We start from the raw sequence: 17,063 nt of genomic DNA on the forward strand, positions 1-17,063 counted from the left end.
GCCGGGTGCGTCCGCCGCCATTGTGCGCGTACGGCCCGCACACCCGCCCGGCCGGGGCCGACGGGTGCACGGGCCGTACGCGTGAGGCCTTGTGGGGACGGGCCGTGGCGCCCGCCCCCGTACGGGTCACTCCCGCCGGCGGATCTTGTTGCCCAGCCAGACCAGCGGGTCGTACTTCCGGTCGGCCGCGCGCTCCTTCAGCGGGATCAGCGCGTTGTCGGTGATCTTGATGCCTTCCGGGCAGACCTCCGTACAGCACTTCGTGATGTTGCAGTACCCCAGCCCGTGCTCGTCCTGCGCCGTCGTCTTACGGTCCAGGCCCTGCTCCTCCGCCGCGTCCAGCGGGTGCATGTCCAGCTCCGCGACCCGCATCAGGAAGCGCGGACCGGCGAACGCGGGCTTGTTCTCCTCGTGGTCGCGGACGACGTGGCAGGTGTCCTGGCACAGGAAGCACTCGATGCACTTCCGGAACTCCTGCGAGCGCTCCACGTCCTCCTGCTGCATCCGGTACTCGCCCGGACCCAGCCCCTCCGGCGCCGCGAACGACGGGACCTCGCGCGCCTTCTGGTAGTTGAACGACACGTCCGTCACCAGGTCCCGTACGACCGGGAAGGCCCGCAGCGGCGTCACCGTGATGGTGTCCGTCCGCTCGAAGACCGACATGCGCGTCATGCACAGCAGCCGGGGGCGGCCGTTGATCTCCGCGCTGCACGAACCGCACTTGCCCGCCTTGCAGTTCCACCGCACCGCCAGGTCGCCCGCCTGGGTCGCCTGGAGCCGGTGGATGATGTCGAGGACTACCTCGCCCTCGTTCACCTCGACGGTGAAGTCCTCCAGCCCGCCGCCGTCCGTGTCGCCGCGCCAGACGCGGAAGTGCGCGTCGTAGCTGGTGCTCGGGCGCTCCCCGGCCGGGGCGTCCGCCGTACCGTTCTCCGCACTCGTCGTGCTCACTACGCCGTCAGCTCCTCGTCCGTCAGGTACTTGATCAGCTCCTCCTTCTCGAAGAGCTCCAGCAGGTCCGCGCGGATCGGCGGCATCTCCCGGCGGCGCAACGAGATCTGGCCCGCGGCGCCCGCCCCCGCACCCGACGTGGCGTCCGGGTCGGTGAGCGTGCAGACGAGATTCGCGCGCCGCCACTCGCGGTCCATCGCCGGGTAGTCGTCCCGGGTGTGGCCGCCGCGCGACTCCGTGCGGTTCAGCGCGGCGCGTGCCACGCACTCGCTGACCAGCAGCATGTTCCGCAGGTCGATGGCCAGGTGCCAGCCCGGGTTGAACTGCCGGTGCCCCTCGACGCCCGCGTGCCGCGCGCGCTCGCGCAGCTCCGCCAGGCTCTCCAGGGCGCGGGCCATCTCCTCGTCCCGCCGGATGATGCCGACCAGGTCGTTCATCGACTGCTGGAGCTGCTGGTGGATGGTGTACGGGTTCTCCGGCGTGCCACCCTCCGCCACCTCCTCCGGCGTGAACGGCCGCAGCGCCTCCGCCGCCGCCCGGTCGATCTCCGCGTCCGCGACCAGCGGGCGCTCGCCCGCGGCGAACGACTCCGCGTGCCGCGCCGCGTACAGCCCCGCGCGGCGGCCGAACACCAGCAGGTCCGACAGGGAGTTGCCGCCCAACCGGTTCGAGCCGTGCATGCCGCCGGACACCTCGCCCGCCGCGAACAGGCCGGGGACGCCGAGCGCCTCACCGGTGTCCGGGTCGACGTCGACACCACCCATCACGTAGTGGCAGGTCGGACCGACCTCCATCGGTTGCGCGGTGATGTCCACGTCCGCCAGTTCCTTGAACTGGTGGTGCATGGACGGCAGTCGGCGCTTGATGACGTCGGCGGACATCCGCGTCGACACGTCCAGGAACACGCCGCCGTGCGGGGTGCCGCGGCCCGCCTTCACCTCGGAGTTGATGGCGCGCGCCACCTCGTCACGGGGCAGCAGCTCCGGTGGACGGCGGTGCTTGGCCGGGTCCTCGTACCAGCCGTCCGCCTCCTCCTCGGACTCGGCGTACTTCTCCTTGAAGACGTCCGGCACGTAGTCGAACATGAAGCGCTTGCCGTCCGAGTTGCGCAGCACGCCGCCGTCGCCGCGTACGGACTCGGTGACGAGGATGCCCTTCACCGACGGCGGCCAGACCATGCCCGTCGGGTGGAACTGCACGAACTCCATGTTGATCAGCGACGCCCCGGCGAGCAGCGCCAGCGCGTGCCCGTCCCCGGTGTACTCCCAGGAGTTGGAGGTCACCTTGAACGACTTGCCGATGCCGCCCGTCGCCAGCACCACCGACGGCGCCTCGACGACGAAGAACCGGCCGGTCTCGCGCTCGTAGCAGAAGACGCCGGAGACCCGGTCGCCGTCCTTGAGTACGCGCGTGACCGTGCACTCCTGGAAGACCTTGAGGTGGGACTCGTGGTCCCCGGTCTCCTTGAAGTCCTCCTGCTGCAACGAGACGATCTTCTGCTGGAGGGTGCGGATCAGCTCCAGGCCCGTACGGTCGCCGACGTGCGCCAGCCGCGGGTACTCGTGGCCGCCGAAGTTCCGCTGGGAGATCCTCCCGTCCTTCGTACGGTCGAAGAGCGCGCCCCAGGTCTCCAGCTCCCAGACGCGGTCCGGGGCCTCCTTGGCGTGCAGTTCGGCCATGCGCCAGTGGTTCAGGAACTTCCCGCCGCGCATCGTGTCGCGGAAGTGCACCTGCCAGTTGTCGCCCTCGTTGACGTTGCCCATGCTGGCGGCGATGCCGCCCTCGGCCATCACCGTGTGGGCCTTGCCGAACAGGGACTTGCAGATGATCGCGGTGCGCAGGCCCTGCTCCCGGGCCTCGATGGCGGCGCGCAGCCCGGCGCCGCCCGCTCCGACGATCACGACGTCCCACTGCCGGCGTTCGACTTGCGTCATGTGTGGTCGATCCCTCTCAACATCTCTCCGGTCCCGGCGGGTTTCCGTGTCCCCGGGCTTACGTGTGTGTCCCGGAGCGCGCTCCGGTCCCGCGCGGCCCTCAGAAGAAGCGCGGGTCGTCGAACGCCCCGCTGGCCAGCAGGTACACGTAGAAGTCGGCCACCCCCACGCTGATCAGCGAGGCCCAGGCGAGCTGCATGTGCCGCTCGTTGAGCCTGCCGACGAAGCCCCACATCCGGTACCGCACCGGGTGCTTGGAGAAGTGCCGCAGCCGTCCGCCGATGATGTGCCTGCACGAGTGGCAGGAGAGGGTGTACGCCCAGATCAACGTGATGTTGGCCAGGAACACGAGCGTGCCGAGGCCCATGTGGCCCCACTCGTAGTCCGCGTCGCGGAAGCTGAGCAGGGTGTCGTAGGTGAGGATGACCGCGACCAGCAGGGCGGCGTAGAAGAAGTACCGGTGCAGGTTCTGGAGGATGAGCGGGAAGCGGGTCTCGCCCGTGTACTTCTTGTGCGGCTCGGCCACGGCGCAGGCGGGGGGCGAGGCCCAGAAGCCCCGGTAGTACGCCTTGCGGTAGTAGTAGCAGGTGAGCCGGAAGCCGAGCGGGAAGATCAGGATGAGCAGCGCGGGCGACAGACCCCACCAGCCGCCGAAGACCTCCCAGTTGGGCCCGCCCCGCATCGTCTCGCAGTTCTCCGCGAGGCAGGGGGAGTAGAACGGGGAGACGTACGGCGCGTCGTAGTAGTCCGTGTTCGCGAACGCCCGCCACGTCGAGTACACGACGAAGCAGAGCAGCCCGAACGCCGTCGCCGCCGGTGCCAGCCACCAGCGGTCGACCCGCAGGTGGCGTTCGGGGATGGCGGCGCGCCCGGGGGCGTCCGTGACGCCCCCGGGCGCGGGACGGTGCTCGGGGCTGTCCGGGCCCGCGGGCCCGGTGGGTTGAGTGGTTCCGGTGGCCAAGAGTGTCTCCGTCGGAGAAAGGGGGAGGGGGTGGCGGTCAGCGCCCGGGACACGGTGCCCCGGCGGGACCGGGAGTCAGGGCGCGCGTCGGTCCTTCGCCCCCAGGCCCTCGTCCTCCGCGTCCGTCCACAGAGCGCTGTCGTACGGCGCGTCCGGGATGCTCACCATCTCGGGGCGCTGCGTGGCGGGTTGGTCCGGGCTCGACGCGCGGAGCAGTGCGAGCGACTCCCGCAGGTGCTCGATGTCGCTGCGCATGCGCCGTAGTTCCAGGCTGTTGTCGACCTCCTGCTCGAGGCGGCTCACGCTCCGGGTGAGTTCGTCCAGACAGCGTTGGACGGTGGTCAGTTCGTCCTGCAGTGACATGTTCTGCGTACCTCCGCGGGCTGGTGGCCGGATCGGCTCACGCGCATGCGAGTGTTCCTGGTCACACTTCCGTTGGGAAGGGCGCTGCACCGGTTTCCCCCGACGGAGTGCGCAGGTTCCCCCGCGGGTGCCGGGTGAGGGCCCGGCGGCGGCGCCTACGGGGAGCGTGTTCGAGGCGCGCGTACGGCGTGCGGGTGCGGGCGGGGGCGCGTACGGGGCGGGGCGCGCGCGGCGGGCTCCGCCGCACGGGTGGCGTGCCGCCGGGGCCGCGCCGTGTCGCCGCGCCGGACGCGGCCGCGTCACCTTCAGTGGGCCCCGGACGAAGATGTGATGAGCCGCAAAGCCACCGGCGCGACCGTCGTGCGCGACGTACGGCCGCGGGGCGTGCGGCAGGCCCCGGAGGTTTGAGCGATGCCAGCCGTGCCCGCCGTCGACACCGCCGCCCGGCGCTGTGCCGCCGTACTCCTCGCCGTGACCCTGCTGGCCCCCGTCGCCGGGTGCTCCTCCGACGACGACGGCTCCGACGGCCGCAGCGGCGCGGCCCGCGACGTACCCGCCGCCGCGCGCGACCACGTCGCCACCGGCGGCACCCTCCGCTGGGCCGTCGACACGCGGCCGACCACGCTCAACGCCTTCCAGTCCGACGCCGACAAGACCACCGCCCGCGTCGCCGCCGCGACGCTCCCGCAGCTGTTCACGTTGGACAGCCGGGCCCGGCCGCAGCGCAACGGCGCGTACCTGAGCGACGCCGAGGTCACCGCCCGCGAGCCGCAGCAGAAGGTCGTCTACACCCTCCAGCCCGACGCGCGCTGGAGCGACGGACGGCCCATCGGGGTGGCCGACTTCCAGGCCCAGTGGCGGGCCCTGAACGGCGGCGACAGCGCGTACTGGGCGGCGCGCAACGCGGGCTACGACCGGATCGAGAAGATCGGCAAGGGCCCCGGCCCCCGCCAGGTCGAGGTCACCTTCGGGCAGCCGTACGCCGAGTGGCAGTCCCTCTTCACCCCTCTCTACCCGCGCTCCGTCATGGACCGCCCGAAGGCGTTCAACGAGTCGGCCCGCCGCGAACTCCCCGTCTCCGGCGGCCCGTTCCGGGTACGCGGGACGGACCGCGAGGAGGACACCACGACGCTCGAACGCGACCCGCGCTGGTGGGGCCCGCCCGCGAAGCTGGAACGGATCGTGCTGCGCGCCGTACCGCGCGCCGAGCGCGAGGAGGCCCTGGCGGCCGGGGAGTTGGACCTCGCGGAGGTCGACCCGGCGGTGGCGGACCGTATCGACGCCGCCGCCCCCGCCTCGGCGGCCGGTGACGCCGAGACGACCGGGGACGCCGACGCGAAGAAGCGCGCGGAGACGGGGGAGAAGGAGGCGAAGGGGCAGGACCAGGAGAAGGGGAAGCCGGAGGGAGAACGCCGCCGCCAGCTGCGCGGCTTCACCGTGCGCCGCGCCCTGGAACCCGCGTACACGCAGCTCGCCCTCAACGGTTCCAGCGGGCCCCTCGCGGACCCCCGCGTCCGCCGCGCCGTCGCCCGTACGGTGGACCGCGAGGCGCTGGCCGAGGAGGCACTGGGCAGCGCCGGGCTCCCCGCCGAACCGCTCGGCAGCCACCTGCGGATGCGCGACCAGCACGGCTACCACGACAGCAGCGACGCGCTCGGCGGCCGCGACGTGGAGTCCGCACAGGCGCTGCTCGCGGACGCCGGCTGGAAGGGCGCCACCGTCACCGGGCCCGAACGGGACGGGGACGGCCCGCGGCAGGACGTGAACGCCGACGGAGAAGGGGAGAGCGACGGCGAGGCCGAGACCGACGACCGCGCCCCCCGCGCCCGTACGCGTACCGGCGGGGACCTCGCCGCACCCGTCACGGCCGCCGAGGCCGCCCGCATCCAGAGCGGCCCGCTCACCCTCGCCCCCGACGCCGCCGCCCAGCGCGCCGGGCTGCTCGCCCAACTCGCCCGCGCGGCCGACCGGGAGGCGCGCGCGCACGACACCGGACGCGAGGAGCGCCGGGCCCGCGCCACCCGGCGGGACGCGGCGGACGCGCGGGCCCGCGCCGACGAGATGCGGCTGCTGACCGACGGCCGCGCGACGGCCGTACGGGTCCGCGGCGGGCAGCCGCTCTCCCTCCGCATGGTGCTGCCGTCCGGCCCCTCCACGGAGACGGTGCGGCGCAGCGGGCAGCGCATCGCGCGCTCCCTGAACGCCGTCGGCGTCCGCACCGAGATCGAGCACGTCGCCGACGACGGCCGCTTCCGCGACCGCGTCGCCTCCGGCGACTACGACCTGACCCTCTACACCTGGCCCGCCAGCGGCTACCCCGCCACCGACGCCGGGCCCATCTTCGCCAAGCCCGTCCCCGCCGAGGACGGTTCGCTCACCGTCGAGCAGAACTACACGCGCGTCGGCACCGACCGTATCGACCAGCTCTTCGAGGAGGCGTCGACCGAACTGGACGACGGCGCGCGGCAGGACCTGCTGCACGGCGCGGACGCCCGGATCTGGGCCGCGGCCGGTTCCGTACCCCTCTACCAGCGGCCGCAGCTCGTCGCGGCCCGTACGAAGATCGTCAACGCTGGGGCGTTCGGCTTCGAGACCCCGCGCTACCAGGACATCGGCTTCCGGAAGTAGCCCCCGCGCCGGTACCCCGCGCGGCCCGGGGCGGCCCCCGCCGCTCCGGGCCCGTACGATGGGTGTACTGGCCGCGGCGCACACCTAGGGATGAGCCCGGCGGGCGCGCGCACCGCACCGGTCGCGCCGCCATCCATCCGACCGGGAAGAAGCGCCTTCGCATGCCCACGCGCAACGACATCCGTAACGTCGCCATCGTCGCCCACGTCGACCACGGCAAGACGACCCTGGTGGACGCCATGCTGAAGCAGGCGGGCGCCTTCGCCGCACACCAGCTGGAGTCCGTCGACGACCGGATGATGGACTCCAACGACCTGGAGCGCGAGAAGGGCATCACCATCCTCGCGAAGAACACCGCCGTCCGTTACCACCCCAAGGGCGGCGGCGACCCGGTCGTCATCAACATCATCGACACCCCCGGCCACGCCGACTTCGGTGGCGAGGTCGAGCGCGGCCTCTCCATGGTCGACGCGGTCGTGCTCCTCGTGGACGCCTCCGAGGGCCCGCTGCCGCAGACCCGGTTCGTGCTGCGGAAGGCCCTGGAGGCCCGCCTCCCGGTGATCCTCTGCATCAACAAGACGGACCGGTCCGACTCCCGTATCGCGACGGTCGTCGACGACACGTACGACCTGTTCCTCGACCTGGACGCGGACGAGGAGCAGATCGAGTTCCCCATCGTCTACGCCTGCGCGCGCGACGGCATCGCCTCCCTCACCAAGCCCGCCGACGGCACGGTGCCGCAGGACAGCGACAGCCTCGAACCGTTCTTCAGCACGCTGCTGGAGACCGTGCCCGCGCCCACGTACGAGGAGGACGCGCCGCTCCAGGCGCACGTCACCAACCTCGACGCCGACAACTTCCTCGGCCGCATCGCGCTCTGCCGCGTGCAGAACGGCACCCTCCGCAAGGGCCAGACCGTCGCCTGGATGCAGCGCAACGGCACCGTGCAGAACGTCCGCATCACCGAGCTGCTGATGACCGAGGCGCTCACCCGCAAGCCCGCCGAGGAGGCGGGTCCCGGTGACATCTGCGCCGTCGCGGGCATCCCCGAGATCATGATCGGCGAGACCCTGGCCGACGCCGAGAACCCGGTGGCGCTGCCGCTGATCACGGTCGACGAGCCGGCGATCTCCATGACCATCGGCACGAACACCTCGCCGCTCGTCGGCAAGGGCGGCAAGGGCCACAAGGTCACCGCCCGCCAGGTGAAGGACCGCCTCGACAAGGAGCTGATCGGCAACGTCTCGCTGCGCGTCCTGACCACCGAGCGGCCCGACGCCTGGGAGGTGCAGGGCCGCGGCGAACTGGCCCTCGCGATCCTGGTCGAGACGATGCGCCGGGAGGGCTTCGAGCTGACCGTCGGCAAGCCCGAGGTCGTCACGCGCGAGATCGACGGCAAGACGTACGAGCCCATCGAGCGCATGACGATCGACTCGCCCGAGGAGCACCTGGGCGCGATCACGCAGCTGATGGCGGCGCGCAAGGGCCGTATGGAGACGATGGTCAACCACGGTTCGGGCTGGGTGCGGATGGAGTGGATCGTGCCGTCCCGCGGCCTCATCGGCTTCCGTACGGAGTTCCTGACGGACACCCGCGGCACCGGCATCGCGCACTCCATCTCCGAGGGCCACGAGCCGTGGTTCGGCGAGCTGCGGACGCGCAACAGCGGCTCGCTGGTCGCGGACCGCTCCGGCTCGGCGACGCCCTTCGCCATGATGAACCTCCAGGAGCGCGGCACGATCTTCATCGAGCCGGGCACCGAGGTGTACGAGGGCATGCTCGTCGGTGAGAACTCGCGGGCCGACGACATGGACGTGAACATCACCAAGGAGAAGAAGCTCACCAACATGCGCGCCGCCTCCGCCGACACCACGGAGAACCTGGTGCCGCCGCGGAAGCTCTCGCTGGAGCAGTCGTTGGAGTTCTGCCGCGAGGACGAGTGCATCGAGGTGACCCCGGAGACGGTCCGCATCCGCAAGGTCGTGCTCGACGCGCGCGAGCGTGGTCGGGCGGCGTCCCGCGCCAAGCGGTGACCGTCCGGAGGTAGCCGGAGGGACAGGAGAGGGGTGCTTCGCGACGGCGAAGCACCCCTCCCGCATACGGGGGTTACCCGCGGGTCCGGGATGTCGGTGGCGGCCGGGGGTCCGTCGAGCGGTGTTGCCTGGTGCCCGTGCCGCAACCGGGTCCGTCAGTCACCGCAGTCCGCGCCCGAGCCGCCGGGTCACCAGCCGGGCGGCGGGGGAGCGTACGGGTTGCCCGGATCGTGCGGCGGGGCGCCGCCGGGGCTCCTGTGACCGCCCTGGCCGCCGTAACCGCTGAAGCCGCCGTACCCGCTGGAACCGCCGTACGGGCCCGCGCCGCCGAACCCGCCGGGGCTGCCGGAGGCCGTCGCCGGGACGGCGCGCCGCGCCAGGGCGAGGAGGATGCCCAGCCCGGCGACGACGTAGAAGTAGTGCGTGTTGATGGAGAGCTGCTCGCGGAGGCTCAGGTCGCCGTAGTGCTCCATCAGCCTCTCCTTCACCACCAGCGTGGTGAAGAGGACACCGGAGCCGAGCAGCACACCGCCCGTCACCAGCCCGAGCGGGCGGGCGAACGTGGCGCGGGCCGCGGCCGCCCCGGCGGCGACCAGCAGCAGGGCCGCCAGCAGCCAGGACGACAGGGCCGCCGGTGGGGAGAGCAGCGAGATCAGCGTGCGCTCGCCGGTCAGCGTCATCTCGTACGCCTCCCAGTCCTGCCGCCGCCACGTGTCGATCTCCCAGCTGACGAGGACCGCCGCGCTCACCCCGAGCAGCAGCGCCGCCGTCACGGCGGCGCCGGTCGCGGGTCTGCCGGGCGGTCCGTCGGCGGGGTCGGCGGGCAGCGCGGGGCCGTAGCCGCCGTACGCGCCGCTGCCGTACGTGCTGCCGTACGGTCCGGGGCCGTCCGCGGGGCGCCGCCCGACCACCACGGCGACGACGAGCGCCGCGCCGAGGACCACCGCGCCGAGGGAGCTGAACAGCGCCTTCGACTTGAGGCCCTCGTCGACGCCCTGCATCCAGTCCGCGTTCAGCGTCCACAGGCTGGGCAGCCGGAGCGCCAGGGTCAGCGTGCCGGTGGCGGCGAGGATGCCGGCCGAGGAGGAGGAGCGCGGGGTGACGGCGGCGGCGACCACGTAGACGACGAGGAGCACGGGGTCGAACGGGGAGCTGGTCCACAGGCCGCCCGACGCGCGGGTGGGCACGCCCGTCCACATCCACCAGACGTGGGAGACCTCGTCGGCCTCGGTGAAGTCGCGGATGATCCAGCCGAGGCTGATCAGGGCGAGCAGCAGCAGGCAGACCGTGCCGAAGACGCGTGCCCCGCGCGCGAGTGCGTGCCCCTGCCCCATGCGTACCGCCCCCCATGTCCGGCCCGTGGGCCGCGACCCGCCCGGCCGCGCGGCCGGTGTGCGGCCCGTGGGCCGCCACCCGCCGCGGGGGTCCGTCGATCGCCTTCGCACCGAGGGCACACGTCGCCCCCGCGCCGTAGGGTCTACCCTAGGTCTACACGCGTCACACGCACGTCGGCAAGCCCTCCGGTGGACCTGTGGACCGGGAGAGCGGCACGGACATTCCCGTACGGACTTCAGAGATCGGCGTCCGTATATCGGTGCCACGTCGGCTGTGTTGCAACTGCGTTAAGGCACTTGTTGAATGAATGTCCGCTAATGTCCACTGAGCTGGTGCCGTGTCAAGCACGCTGGCACCTCGATCTGCACAATCTTCGCTCAAGATGCGTGTCAGGTCCCGGCACCGGGGCCAACACCCCTTGACTGCGTACTTATTCACTTGCAAAAGTCCGCTCAACCCACGGCACACCCCGGTGCCATCTGTACGGGTCCAGCGAGCACCACGAGCGCGGGGGCACTACGCGATGACGAATCCATCCCAGGCTGTGAAAGCCGGGGGCGATACCCCAGGTCCCGAGTCGGAGGGCCTGAGCAAAGAGCAGGGCGGCGGGCTCGCCAAGGCGGGCGCGCCGGCGGAGGCCGTCGGGCGTTCCCCCGGCCAGCTGATGTGGACGCGCTTCAAGCGCGACCGTACCGGCGTGGTCTCCGCGTGTGTAGTGATTTTCTTCTTCGCGGTCTCAGCGCTGGCCCCCGTGATCTCCAAGATCTACGGCAAGGACCCGTACACGCTGTACGGCCAGAACCAGTACGGCCTGCTCGACGACTTCGGCTTCCCGACCGGCGCCAACGGCGGCATGTCCGGGGAGCACTGGTTCGGGCTGGAGCCCGAGCTGGGCCGCGACGTCTTCATGCAGCTGCTGTACGGCATGCGCACCTCGCTGTTCACCGCCGTGATCGTGACCATCCTGATGGTCGCCACGGGCGTGCTCGTCGGCCTCGTCGGCGGCTACTTCGGCGGCAAGGTGGACTACTGGCTGGGCCGTGTCACCGACTTCCTGATGTCCTTCCCGAGCCAGCTGTTCTTCATCGCGACGATGCCGGTGGTCACCGCCGTGTTCGTCGACCCCGCGGAGGAGACGCCCACGTACCTGCGGGCCATCGCGATGATCTCGGTGCTGTGGTTCCTCGGCTGGATGGCCATGGCGCGGCTCGTCCGCAGCCAGGTGCTGACCCTGCGGGAGCGCGAGTTCGTCGAGGCCGCGAAGGTCACCGGCGCCTCGCCCTGGCGGATCATCCGCAAGGAGCTGCTGCCCAACATCTTCACGCCGGTCCTCGTGCAGGGCACCTACATGCTGCCCTCCGCGATCCTGAGCGTCGCCTTCCTCTCCTTCATCGGTGTCGGCTACGTGGAACCCACCCCCGACTGGGGCCGGATGTTCGCCATCGCCGGAAACATCTACGAGAACGACCCGACGTACATGTTCTTCCCCGGCATCGCCATGGTGGTCTTCGTGGTGGCCTTCAACCTTCTGGGCGACTCCGTACGAGACGCCTTCGATCCCAAGTCCGGACGCTGACCGTCCACCGAGGGGGGCTGCCACCCCTGCACCGGGTCTCCGGAGGGCTACAGGGCAGCAGCAGCAGACGGTTCCCAACTGACAGGCAGGTGCATTCCCCATCATGAACTCCATCCGATCGCACAGAGCCCGTGGAGCAGTAGTGCTCCTCGCGACCGGCTCGCTCCTGCTCGCGGGGTGCAGCGAAGGCAGCAGTGGCGGCGAGGACAAGTCCAACACCCAGGACGACGCGCAGTCGCAGTCCGAGGCCGTCGAGTACCTCGACGCCGCGGCTTCCAAGGGCCCGGCCGCGGAGGTCAAGGGGGCCCGCAAGGGCGGCACCATCCGCGCGTACCAGGAGGACGACTTCTCCCACCTGGACCCGGGCGAGATCTACGTCAGCGACGCCGGCCAGCTCGCCGGTCTGCTGCACCGCGGTCTGACCACGTTCCAGGAGGACGGCAAGGGCAAGACCAGCGTCGTGGGCGACATCGCCACCGACGCGGGCACCATGTCCGACAAGGGCCGCACCTGGAAGTACACGCTGAAGGACGGCGTGAAGGACCAGGAGGGCGACGAGATCACCTCCGCGGACGTGCGCCACTCGATCGAGCGGCTGTACTCCGAGGTCATCACGGACGGTCCGCTGTACGTGCAGCAGTGGCTCTCGGGCAACGGCGCCTCGTACCGCAAGGCGCTCCCGGACGGCCCGTACAAGGGCAAGCACCTGCCGGACGACGTCCTGGAGACGCCGGACGACAAGACCGTCATCTTCCACTTCAAGGACCCGCAGCCGGACGCGCCGCAGGCCCTCGCGATGGCGGGCTACGCCATCGTCCCGAAGGACAACGACACCAAGGAGAAGTACGACCAGGGCAAGGGTCTCGTCGCCCTCGGTCCGTACAAGATCTCCGAGTTCAACCCGGGCAAGGCGCTCAAGCTGGTCAAGAACGACCAGTGGGACCCGAAGACGGACCCGAAGCGCCACCAGTACCTGGACGGCTGGAACATCACGTTCAACCACAGCCGCGCGGACCAGACCGAGCGCATCCTCTCCGACCGCGGCGAGGGCAAGAACGCCACGCAGTTCAGCGGCTCGGTGGACTCGTCCAAGGTGAAGAAGGTCGTCACCGAGGCCGACGACCGCACCATCAAGGGCTACCAGCCGTACGTGTGGCAGCTCAACATGAACATGGACCGCATCAAGGACAAGCGCGTCCGCGACGCCATCACGTACGCCCTGCCGAACGCGCAGATCCTGCGTCCCGACGGCGGCACGTACGCGGGTGAGCCCGCCGGTGGCCTGCTGGCCCCGACGCTGCCGGGCTACGAGAAGGGCTACGACCCGTACGGCAAGCTCAAGAAGCCGAACGGCGACCCGGAGAAGGCCAAGGAGCTGCTGAAGGAGGCCGGCGTCAAGAAGGGCACCAAGCTCGTCTACGCCTACGCCAACGTCCCGCAGCGCCAGAAGCAGGCCGAGATCATCACCAAGGCCCTCGAGGACATCGGCTTCGACATCCAGAAGAAGGACGTCGACCAGGCCACCTGGTACGAGCAGATGGGCAAGGTCAAGAACGGCTTCGACCTCTACATGACGGGCTGGGGCCAGGACTTCCCGACCCCCTCGACCGTGATCCCGCCGTCGTACGACGGCACGCAGATCGCGGACGGCGCGTCGAACTACTCGCACATCAACGACAAGCACGTGAACTCGGAGATCGCCCGCATCCTGAAGATCCAGGACCCGGAGAAGGCGACCCCGGAGTGGACGAAGCTGCACAAGTACATCGTGGAGAAGGTCAACCCGGCCGCCCCGCTGTACTACACGAAGCAGCTCCAGATCTACGGCTCGAACGTCGGCGGTGCCCGGTACAGCACGGAGCGCAGCTACATCGACATCACGCGTCTGTTCCTGAAGAAGTAACACCGTTCCACCCCGGGTCTCCCGGAGACGCGCGTCCGGCCACGGGCGCGCGTCTCCGGGCCCGGTCCGGAGCGCACCGTCCTCTCCCGTCGAAGCAGCCGTGCTGAGAGCAGCGAACCCCCTATGTTGAAATATCTGAGTCGCCGGTTGCTCGGCGCCTTCGTGATCCTGATCCTGATCAGTGCGTTCACGTTCTTCCTGTTCTTCGCCATCCCGCAGGACCCCGCGACCCTCTCGTGCGGTCGCAACTGCACGGAGGCGAACCTCGAGCTCATCCGTAACCAGATGGGTCTGAACGACCCGGTTCCCGTGCAGTACTGGGAATTCATGAAGGGCATCGTCGCCGGACGTGACTTCGCCGTCGGGCACTGCGACTCACCCTGCTTCGGCATCTCGTTCGACAGCGAGCGGAACATCTGGGACACGATCATGGACCGTCTCCCGCTGACGGTGTCCCTCACCATCGGCGGCCTGGTCATCTTCCTGACCGTCGGCATCGGCCTCGGCATGATCGCCGCCCGCAAGAAGGGCACGCTGATCGACAAGACGGTCAGCTCCGCCTCCCTGGTCTTCAGCTCCATGCAGATCTACTTCCTGGGTCCGATCGTCCTGGGTCTCCTCGTGTACAACACGGGCTGGCTGAGCGCGCCCAAGTACGAGCCCATCAGCGGCGGCGTCTTCGCCTGGGCGGGCGGCCTGCTGATCCCCTGGTTCGTGATGTCGCTGATCTTCACCGCGAACTACACGCGTATGTCGCGCTCGACGATGATCGAGCAGCTCCAGGAGGACCACGTCCGTACGGCCAAGGCCAAGGGCATGTCCCGGAAGTACGTCTTCTTCCGCTACGCGTGGCGCGGCTCGCTGATCCCGATCGTCACGATCATCGGCGTCGACCTCGGCGCGTTGCTCAGCGGCGCGGTGGTCACCGAGTTCACGTTCAGCCTCGCCGGTCTCGGCCGGCTCGCGGTGGACTCCGTCACCGACAAGGACCTGCCGATGACGATGGGCGTGATGCTGGTCGGCGCGGCTTTCATCCTGATCTGCAACATCATCGTGGACGCCTTGTACGCCTTCATCGACCCGCGTGTGCGGCTGTCCTAGGAGATCGACCCGTGACCACAATCACCAAGACCCAGGAGAAGCCGACCCCGGCCGGGTCGGACCCGTTCCTGTCGGTACGCGACCTGCACGTCCGGTTCTCCACGGAGGACGGCATCGTGAAGGCGGTGGACGGGCTCTCGTTCGATCTCGAACGCGGCAGCACCCTGGGCATCGTCGGCGAGTCCGGCTCCGGCAAGTCCGTCACCAACATGACGGTGCTCGGGCTGCACAACCCGGAGCGTACGGAGATCACCGGGGAGATCCTGCTCGACGGTGAGGAGCTGACCGGCGCCAAGGAGAAGACGCTGGAGCGCCTCCGCGGCAACAAGATGGCGATGATCTTCCAGGACCCGCTGACGGCCCTGTCGCCCTTCTACACGATCGGCCGCCAGATCGGGGAGCCCTACCGCAAGCACATGGGCGCCTCCAAGCGGGAGGCGCACCTGCGGGCGATCGAGATGCTCGACAAGGTCGGCATCCCGAACCCGAAGCTGCGCGTCAACGACTACCCGCACCAGTTCAGCGGCGGCATGCGGCAGCGCGCCATGATCGCCATGGCGCTGGTCTGCAACCCGGACCTGCTGATCGCGGACGAGCCGACCACCGCGCTCGACGTGACGGTGCAGGCGCAGATCCTGGACCTGCTCAAGGACCTCCAGCAGGAGTTCGGTTCCGCGATCGTCTTCATCACGCACGACCTGGGCGTCATCGCGAACGTCTCGGACGACATCCTGGTGATGTACGCGGGCCGCGCCGTCGAGCGCGGCAGCACCCGCGAGGTCCTCACGGCCCCGCAGCACCCGTACACCTGGGGCCTGCTCAGCTCGATGCCGCGGATCACGTCCAACGTGGACGAGGAACTGAAGCCGATCGAGGGTTCGCCGCCCAGCCTGCTGAACCCGCCGTCCGGCTGCCCGTTCCACCCGCGCTGCGAGTTCGTCGGTGAGGTGCCCGCGGGCGCCTCCTGCACCGGCGAGCGCCCGCTGCTGCCCCCGGGGCGGGGCTCGGCCTGTCACCTGACGGCCGAGCAGAAGCGGACCTTCTTCATCGAGCAGATCAAGCCCCGGCTGGGCTAGGGAGAACGAGACATGAGTGACGAACTCACCCTGACCAAGCCGGAAGGCGCCCAACCGCGTTCCGGCGAACCGCTGATGACGGCCGAGGGGCTGACGAAGCACTTCCCGATCAAGGGCGGCTTCCCCATCAAGCGGACCGTCGGCGCCGTGCAGGCCGTCGACGGGATCGACCTCAGCGTGCACGCGGGCGAGAGCTTCGGCCTCGTCGGCGAGTCCGGCTGCGGCAAGTCCACGACCGGGCGGCTGCTGACGAGGCTCCTGGAGCCGACCGGCGGGAAGATCACGTACCGCGGCCAGGACATCACGTACGCCAAGCGGCGTGAGCTGGCGCCGATCCGGTCCGAGATCCAGATGATCTTCCAGGACCCGTACTCGTCGCTCAACCCCCGGCAGACCGTGGGTTCGATCGTCGGCGGGCCCATGGAGGTCAACGGCATCAACCCGCCCGGCGGTCGCGAGAAGAAGATCCGCGAGCTGCTGGAGACGGTCGGCCTCAACCCCGAGCACTACAACCGCTTCCCGCACGAGTTCTCGGGCGGTCAGCGGCAGCGCATCGGGGTGGCGCGGGCGCTCGCGCTCGAACCGAAGCTGATCATCGCGGACGAGCCGGTGTCCGCGCTGGACGTGTCCATCCAGGCGCAGGTGGTCAACCTGCTCCAGGAGGTCCAGCGGAACATGGGCATCGCGTTCCTGTTCATCGCGCACGACCTCGCCGTCGTACGGCACTTCTCGCAGCGCGTCGCGGTGATGTACCTCGGGAAGATCGTCGAGGTGGGCGACCGCGAGGACATCTACACCCGGCCCCGGCACCCGTACACGCACGCGCTGCTGTCGGCCGTACCGGAGGCGTCCCTCGACGAGGACGTGGCGGACAACGCGGGCCGCGAGCGCATCCGCCTCGCGGGCGACGTGCCCTCGCCGGTGAACCCGCCGTCGGGCTGCCGCTTCCGTACGCGCTGCTGGAAGGCGCAGGACAAGTGCGCGACCGAGGCGCCGCCGCTGGTCCAGATCGGCGGCAACGCCGCCGGACACCTCACCGCCTGCCACTTCCCGGAGGAGGGCACCATCGCGGACCGCGGCAAGGACGTGATCCTCGACGAGGCGCTGGTCTCGCTGGAGGGCGCGCACTCCGGTGACGGGCAGGTCGGCAAGGTCAAGAAGGGCGACTGACACCGGCGCACCGCGCCGAGTGACCCGGGTGG

At 70.3% G+C, this 17,063-nt stretch carries 12 protein-coding genes; 7 read left to right on the forward strand and 5 right to left on the reverse strand.

What is annotated here, in order from left to right; all coding sequences use genetic code 11:
• Positions 1-126: 126 nt before the first annotated feature.
• From D7M15_RS20000 to D7M15_RS20015, 4 genes are all read right to left on the reverse strand, one after another.
• The gene (locus D7M15_RS20000) at positions 127-951 is read right to left on the reverse strand and encodes a succinate dehydrogenase/fumarate reductase iron-sulfur subunit (protein WP_121518767.1); all 825 of its coding nucleotides are present in this window, start codon (positions 949-951) and stop codon (positions 127-129) included.
• On the reverse strand, positions 951-2,885 hold the full coding sequence (locus tag D7M15_RS20005) for a fumarate reductase/succinate dehydrogenase flavoprotein subunit (RefSeq protein WP_121518768.1): 1,935 nt from the start codon (positions 2,883-2,885) through the stop codon (positions 951-953). The genes D7M15_RS20000 and D7M15_RS20005 overlap by 1 nt, the downstream gene beginning before the upstream one ends.
• 100 nt (positions 2,886-2,985) lie before the next feature.
• The gene (locus tag D7M15_RS20010; protein ID WP_165906383.1) at positions 2,986-3,744 is read right to left on the reverse strand and encodes a hypothetical protein; all 759 of its coding nucleotides are present in this window, start codon (positions 3,742-3,744) and stop codon (positions 2,986-2,988) included.
• A gap of 177 nt (positions 3,745-3,921) precedes the next feature.
• Positions 3,922-4,209: a hypothetical protein gene (locus tag D7M15_RS20015; protein ID WP_121518770.1), complete on the reverse strand. Its 288-nt coding sequence runs from the start codon at positions 4,207-4,209 to the stop codon at positions 3,922-3,924.
• A 411-nt stretch (positions 4,210-4,620) separates the two neighbouring features.
• Between D7M15_RS20015 and D7M15_RS20020 the strand changes: the two genes are divergently transcribed.
• Both D7M15_RS20020 and typA read left to right on the forward strand, forming a co-directional pair.
• Entirely contained in the window at positions 4,621-6,837 is a 2,217-nt protein-coding gene (locus D7M15_RS20020; protein WP_121518771.1) for an ABC transporter family substrate-binding protein, read from the forward strand.
• A gap of 161 nt (positions 6,838-6,998) precedes the next feature.
• The gene (gene typA / locus D7M15_RS20025; protein ID WP_121518772.1) at positions 6,999-8,870 is read left to right on the forward strand and encodes a translational GTPase TypA; all 1,872 of its coding nucleotides are present in this window, start codon (positions 6,999-7,001) and stop codon (positions 8,868-8,870) included.
• 188 nt (positions 8,871-9,058) lie between these two features.
• On the opposite strand, the gene D7M15_RS20030 is transcribed toward typA, so the two are convergent.
• Positions 9,059-10,204: a hypothetical protein gene (locus tag D7M15_RS20030; RefSeq protein ID WP_121518773.1), complete on the reverse strand. Its 1,146-nt coding sequence runs from the start codon at positions 10,202-10,204 to the stop codon at positions 9,059-9,061.
• 524 nt (positions 10,205-10,728) lie between these two features.
• On the opposite strand from D7M15_RS20030, the gene D7M15_RS20035 reads away from it, so the two are divergent.
• The 5 genes from D7M15_RS20035 to D7M15_RS20055 all read left to right on the forward strand — a co-directional run bounded on the left by D7M15_RS20035 (position 10,729) and on the right by D7M15_RS20055 (position 17,031).
• Positions 10,729-11,781 carry an ABC transporter permease gene (locus D7M15_RS20035; RefSeq protein WP_121518774.1) on the forward strand — a complete coding sequence of 351 codons (1,053 nt, stop codon included), beginning with the start codon at positions 10,729-10,731 and terminating at the stop codon, positions 11,779-11,781.
• Positions 11,782-11,884: 103 nt separating this feature from the next.
• On the forward strand, positions 11,885-13,684 hold the full coding sequence (locus D7M15_RS20040) for an ABC transporter substrate-binding protein (protein WP_121518775.1): 1,800 nt from the start codon (positions 11,885-11,887) through the stop codon (positions 13,682-13,684).
• 123 nt (positions 13,685-13,807) lie between these two features.
• Positions 13,808-14,785: an ABC transporter permease gene (locus D7M15_RS20045; RefSeq protein WP_121518776.1), complete on the forward strand. Its 978-nt coding sequence runs from the start codon at positions 13,808-13,810 to the stop codon at positions 14,783-14,785.
• Positions 14,786-14,796: 11 nt separating this feature from the next.
• On the forward strand, positions 14,797-15,861 hold the full coding sequence (locus D7M15_RS20050; protein WP_121518777.1) for an ABC transporter ATP-binding protein: 1,065 nt from the start codon (positions 14,797-14,799) through the stop codon (positions 15,859-15,861).
• 12 nt (positions 15,862-15,873) lie between these two features.
• Positions 15,874-17,031: a dipeptide ABC transporter ATP-binding protein gene (locus D7M15_RS20055; protein WP_121518778.1), complete on the forward strand. Its 1,158-nt coding sequence runs from the start codon at positions 15,874-15,876 to the stop codon at positions 17,029-17,031.
• The last annotated feature ends 32 nt before the right edge of the window (positions 17,032-17,063 follow it).

The organism is Streptomyces sp. Z26 (assembly GCF_003665095.1).
GTDB lineage: Bacteria > Actinomycetota > Actinomycetes > Streptomycetales > Streptomycetaceae > Streptomyces > Streptomyces phytohabitans.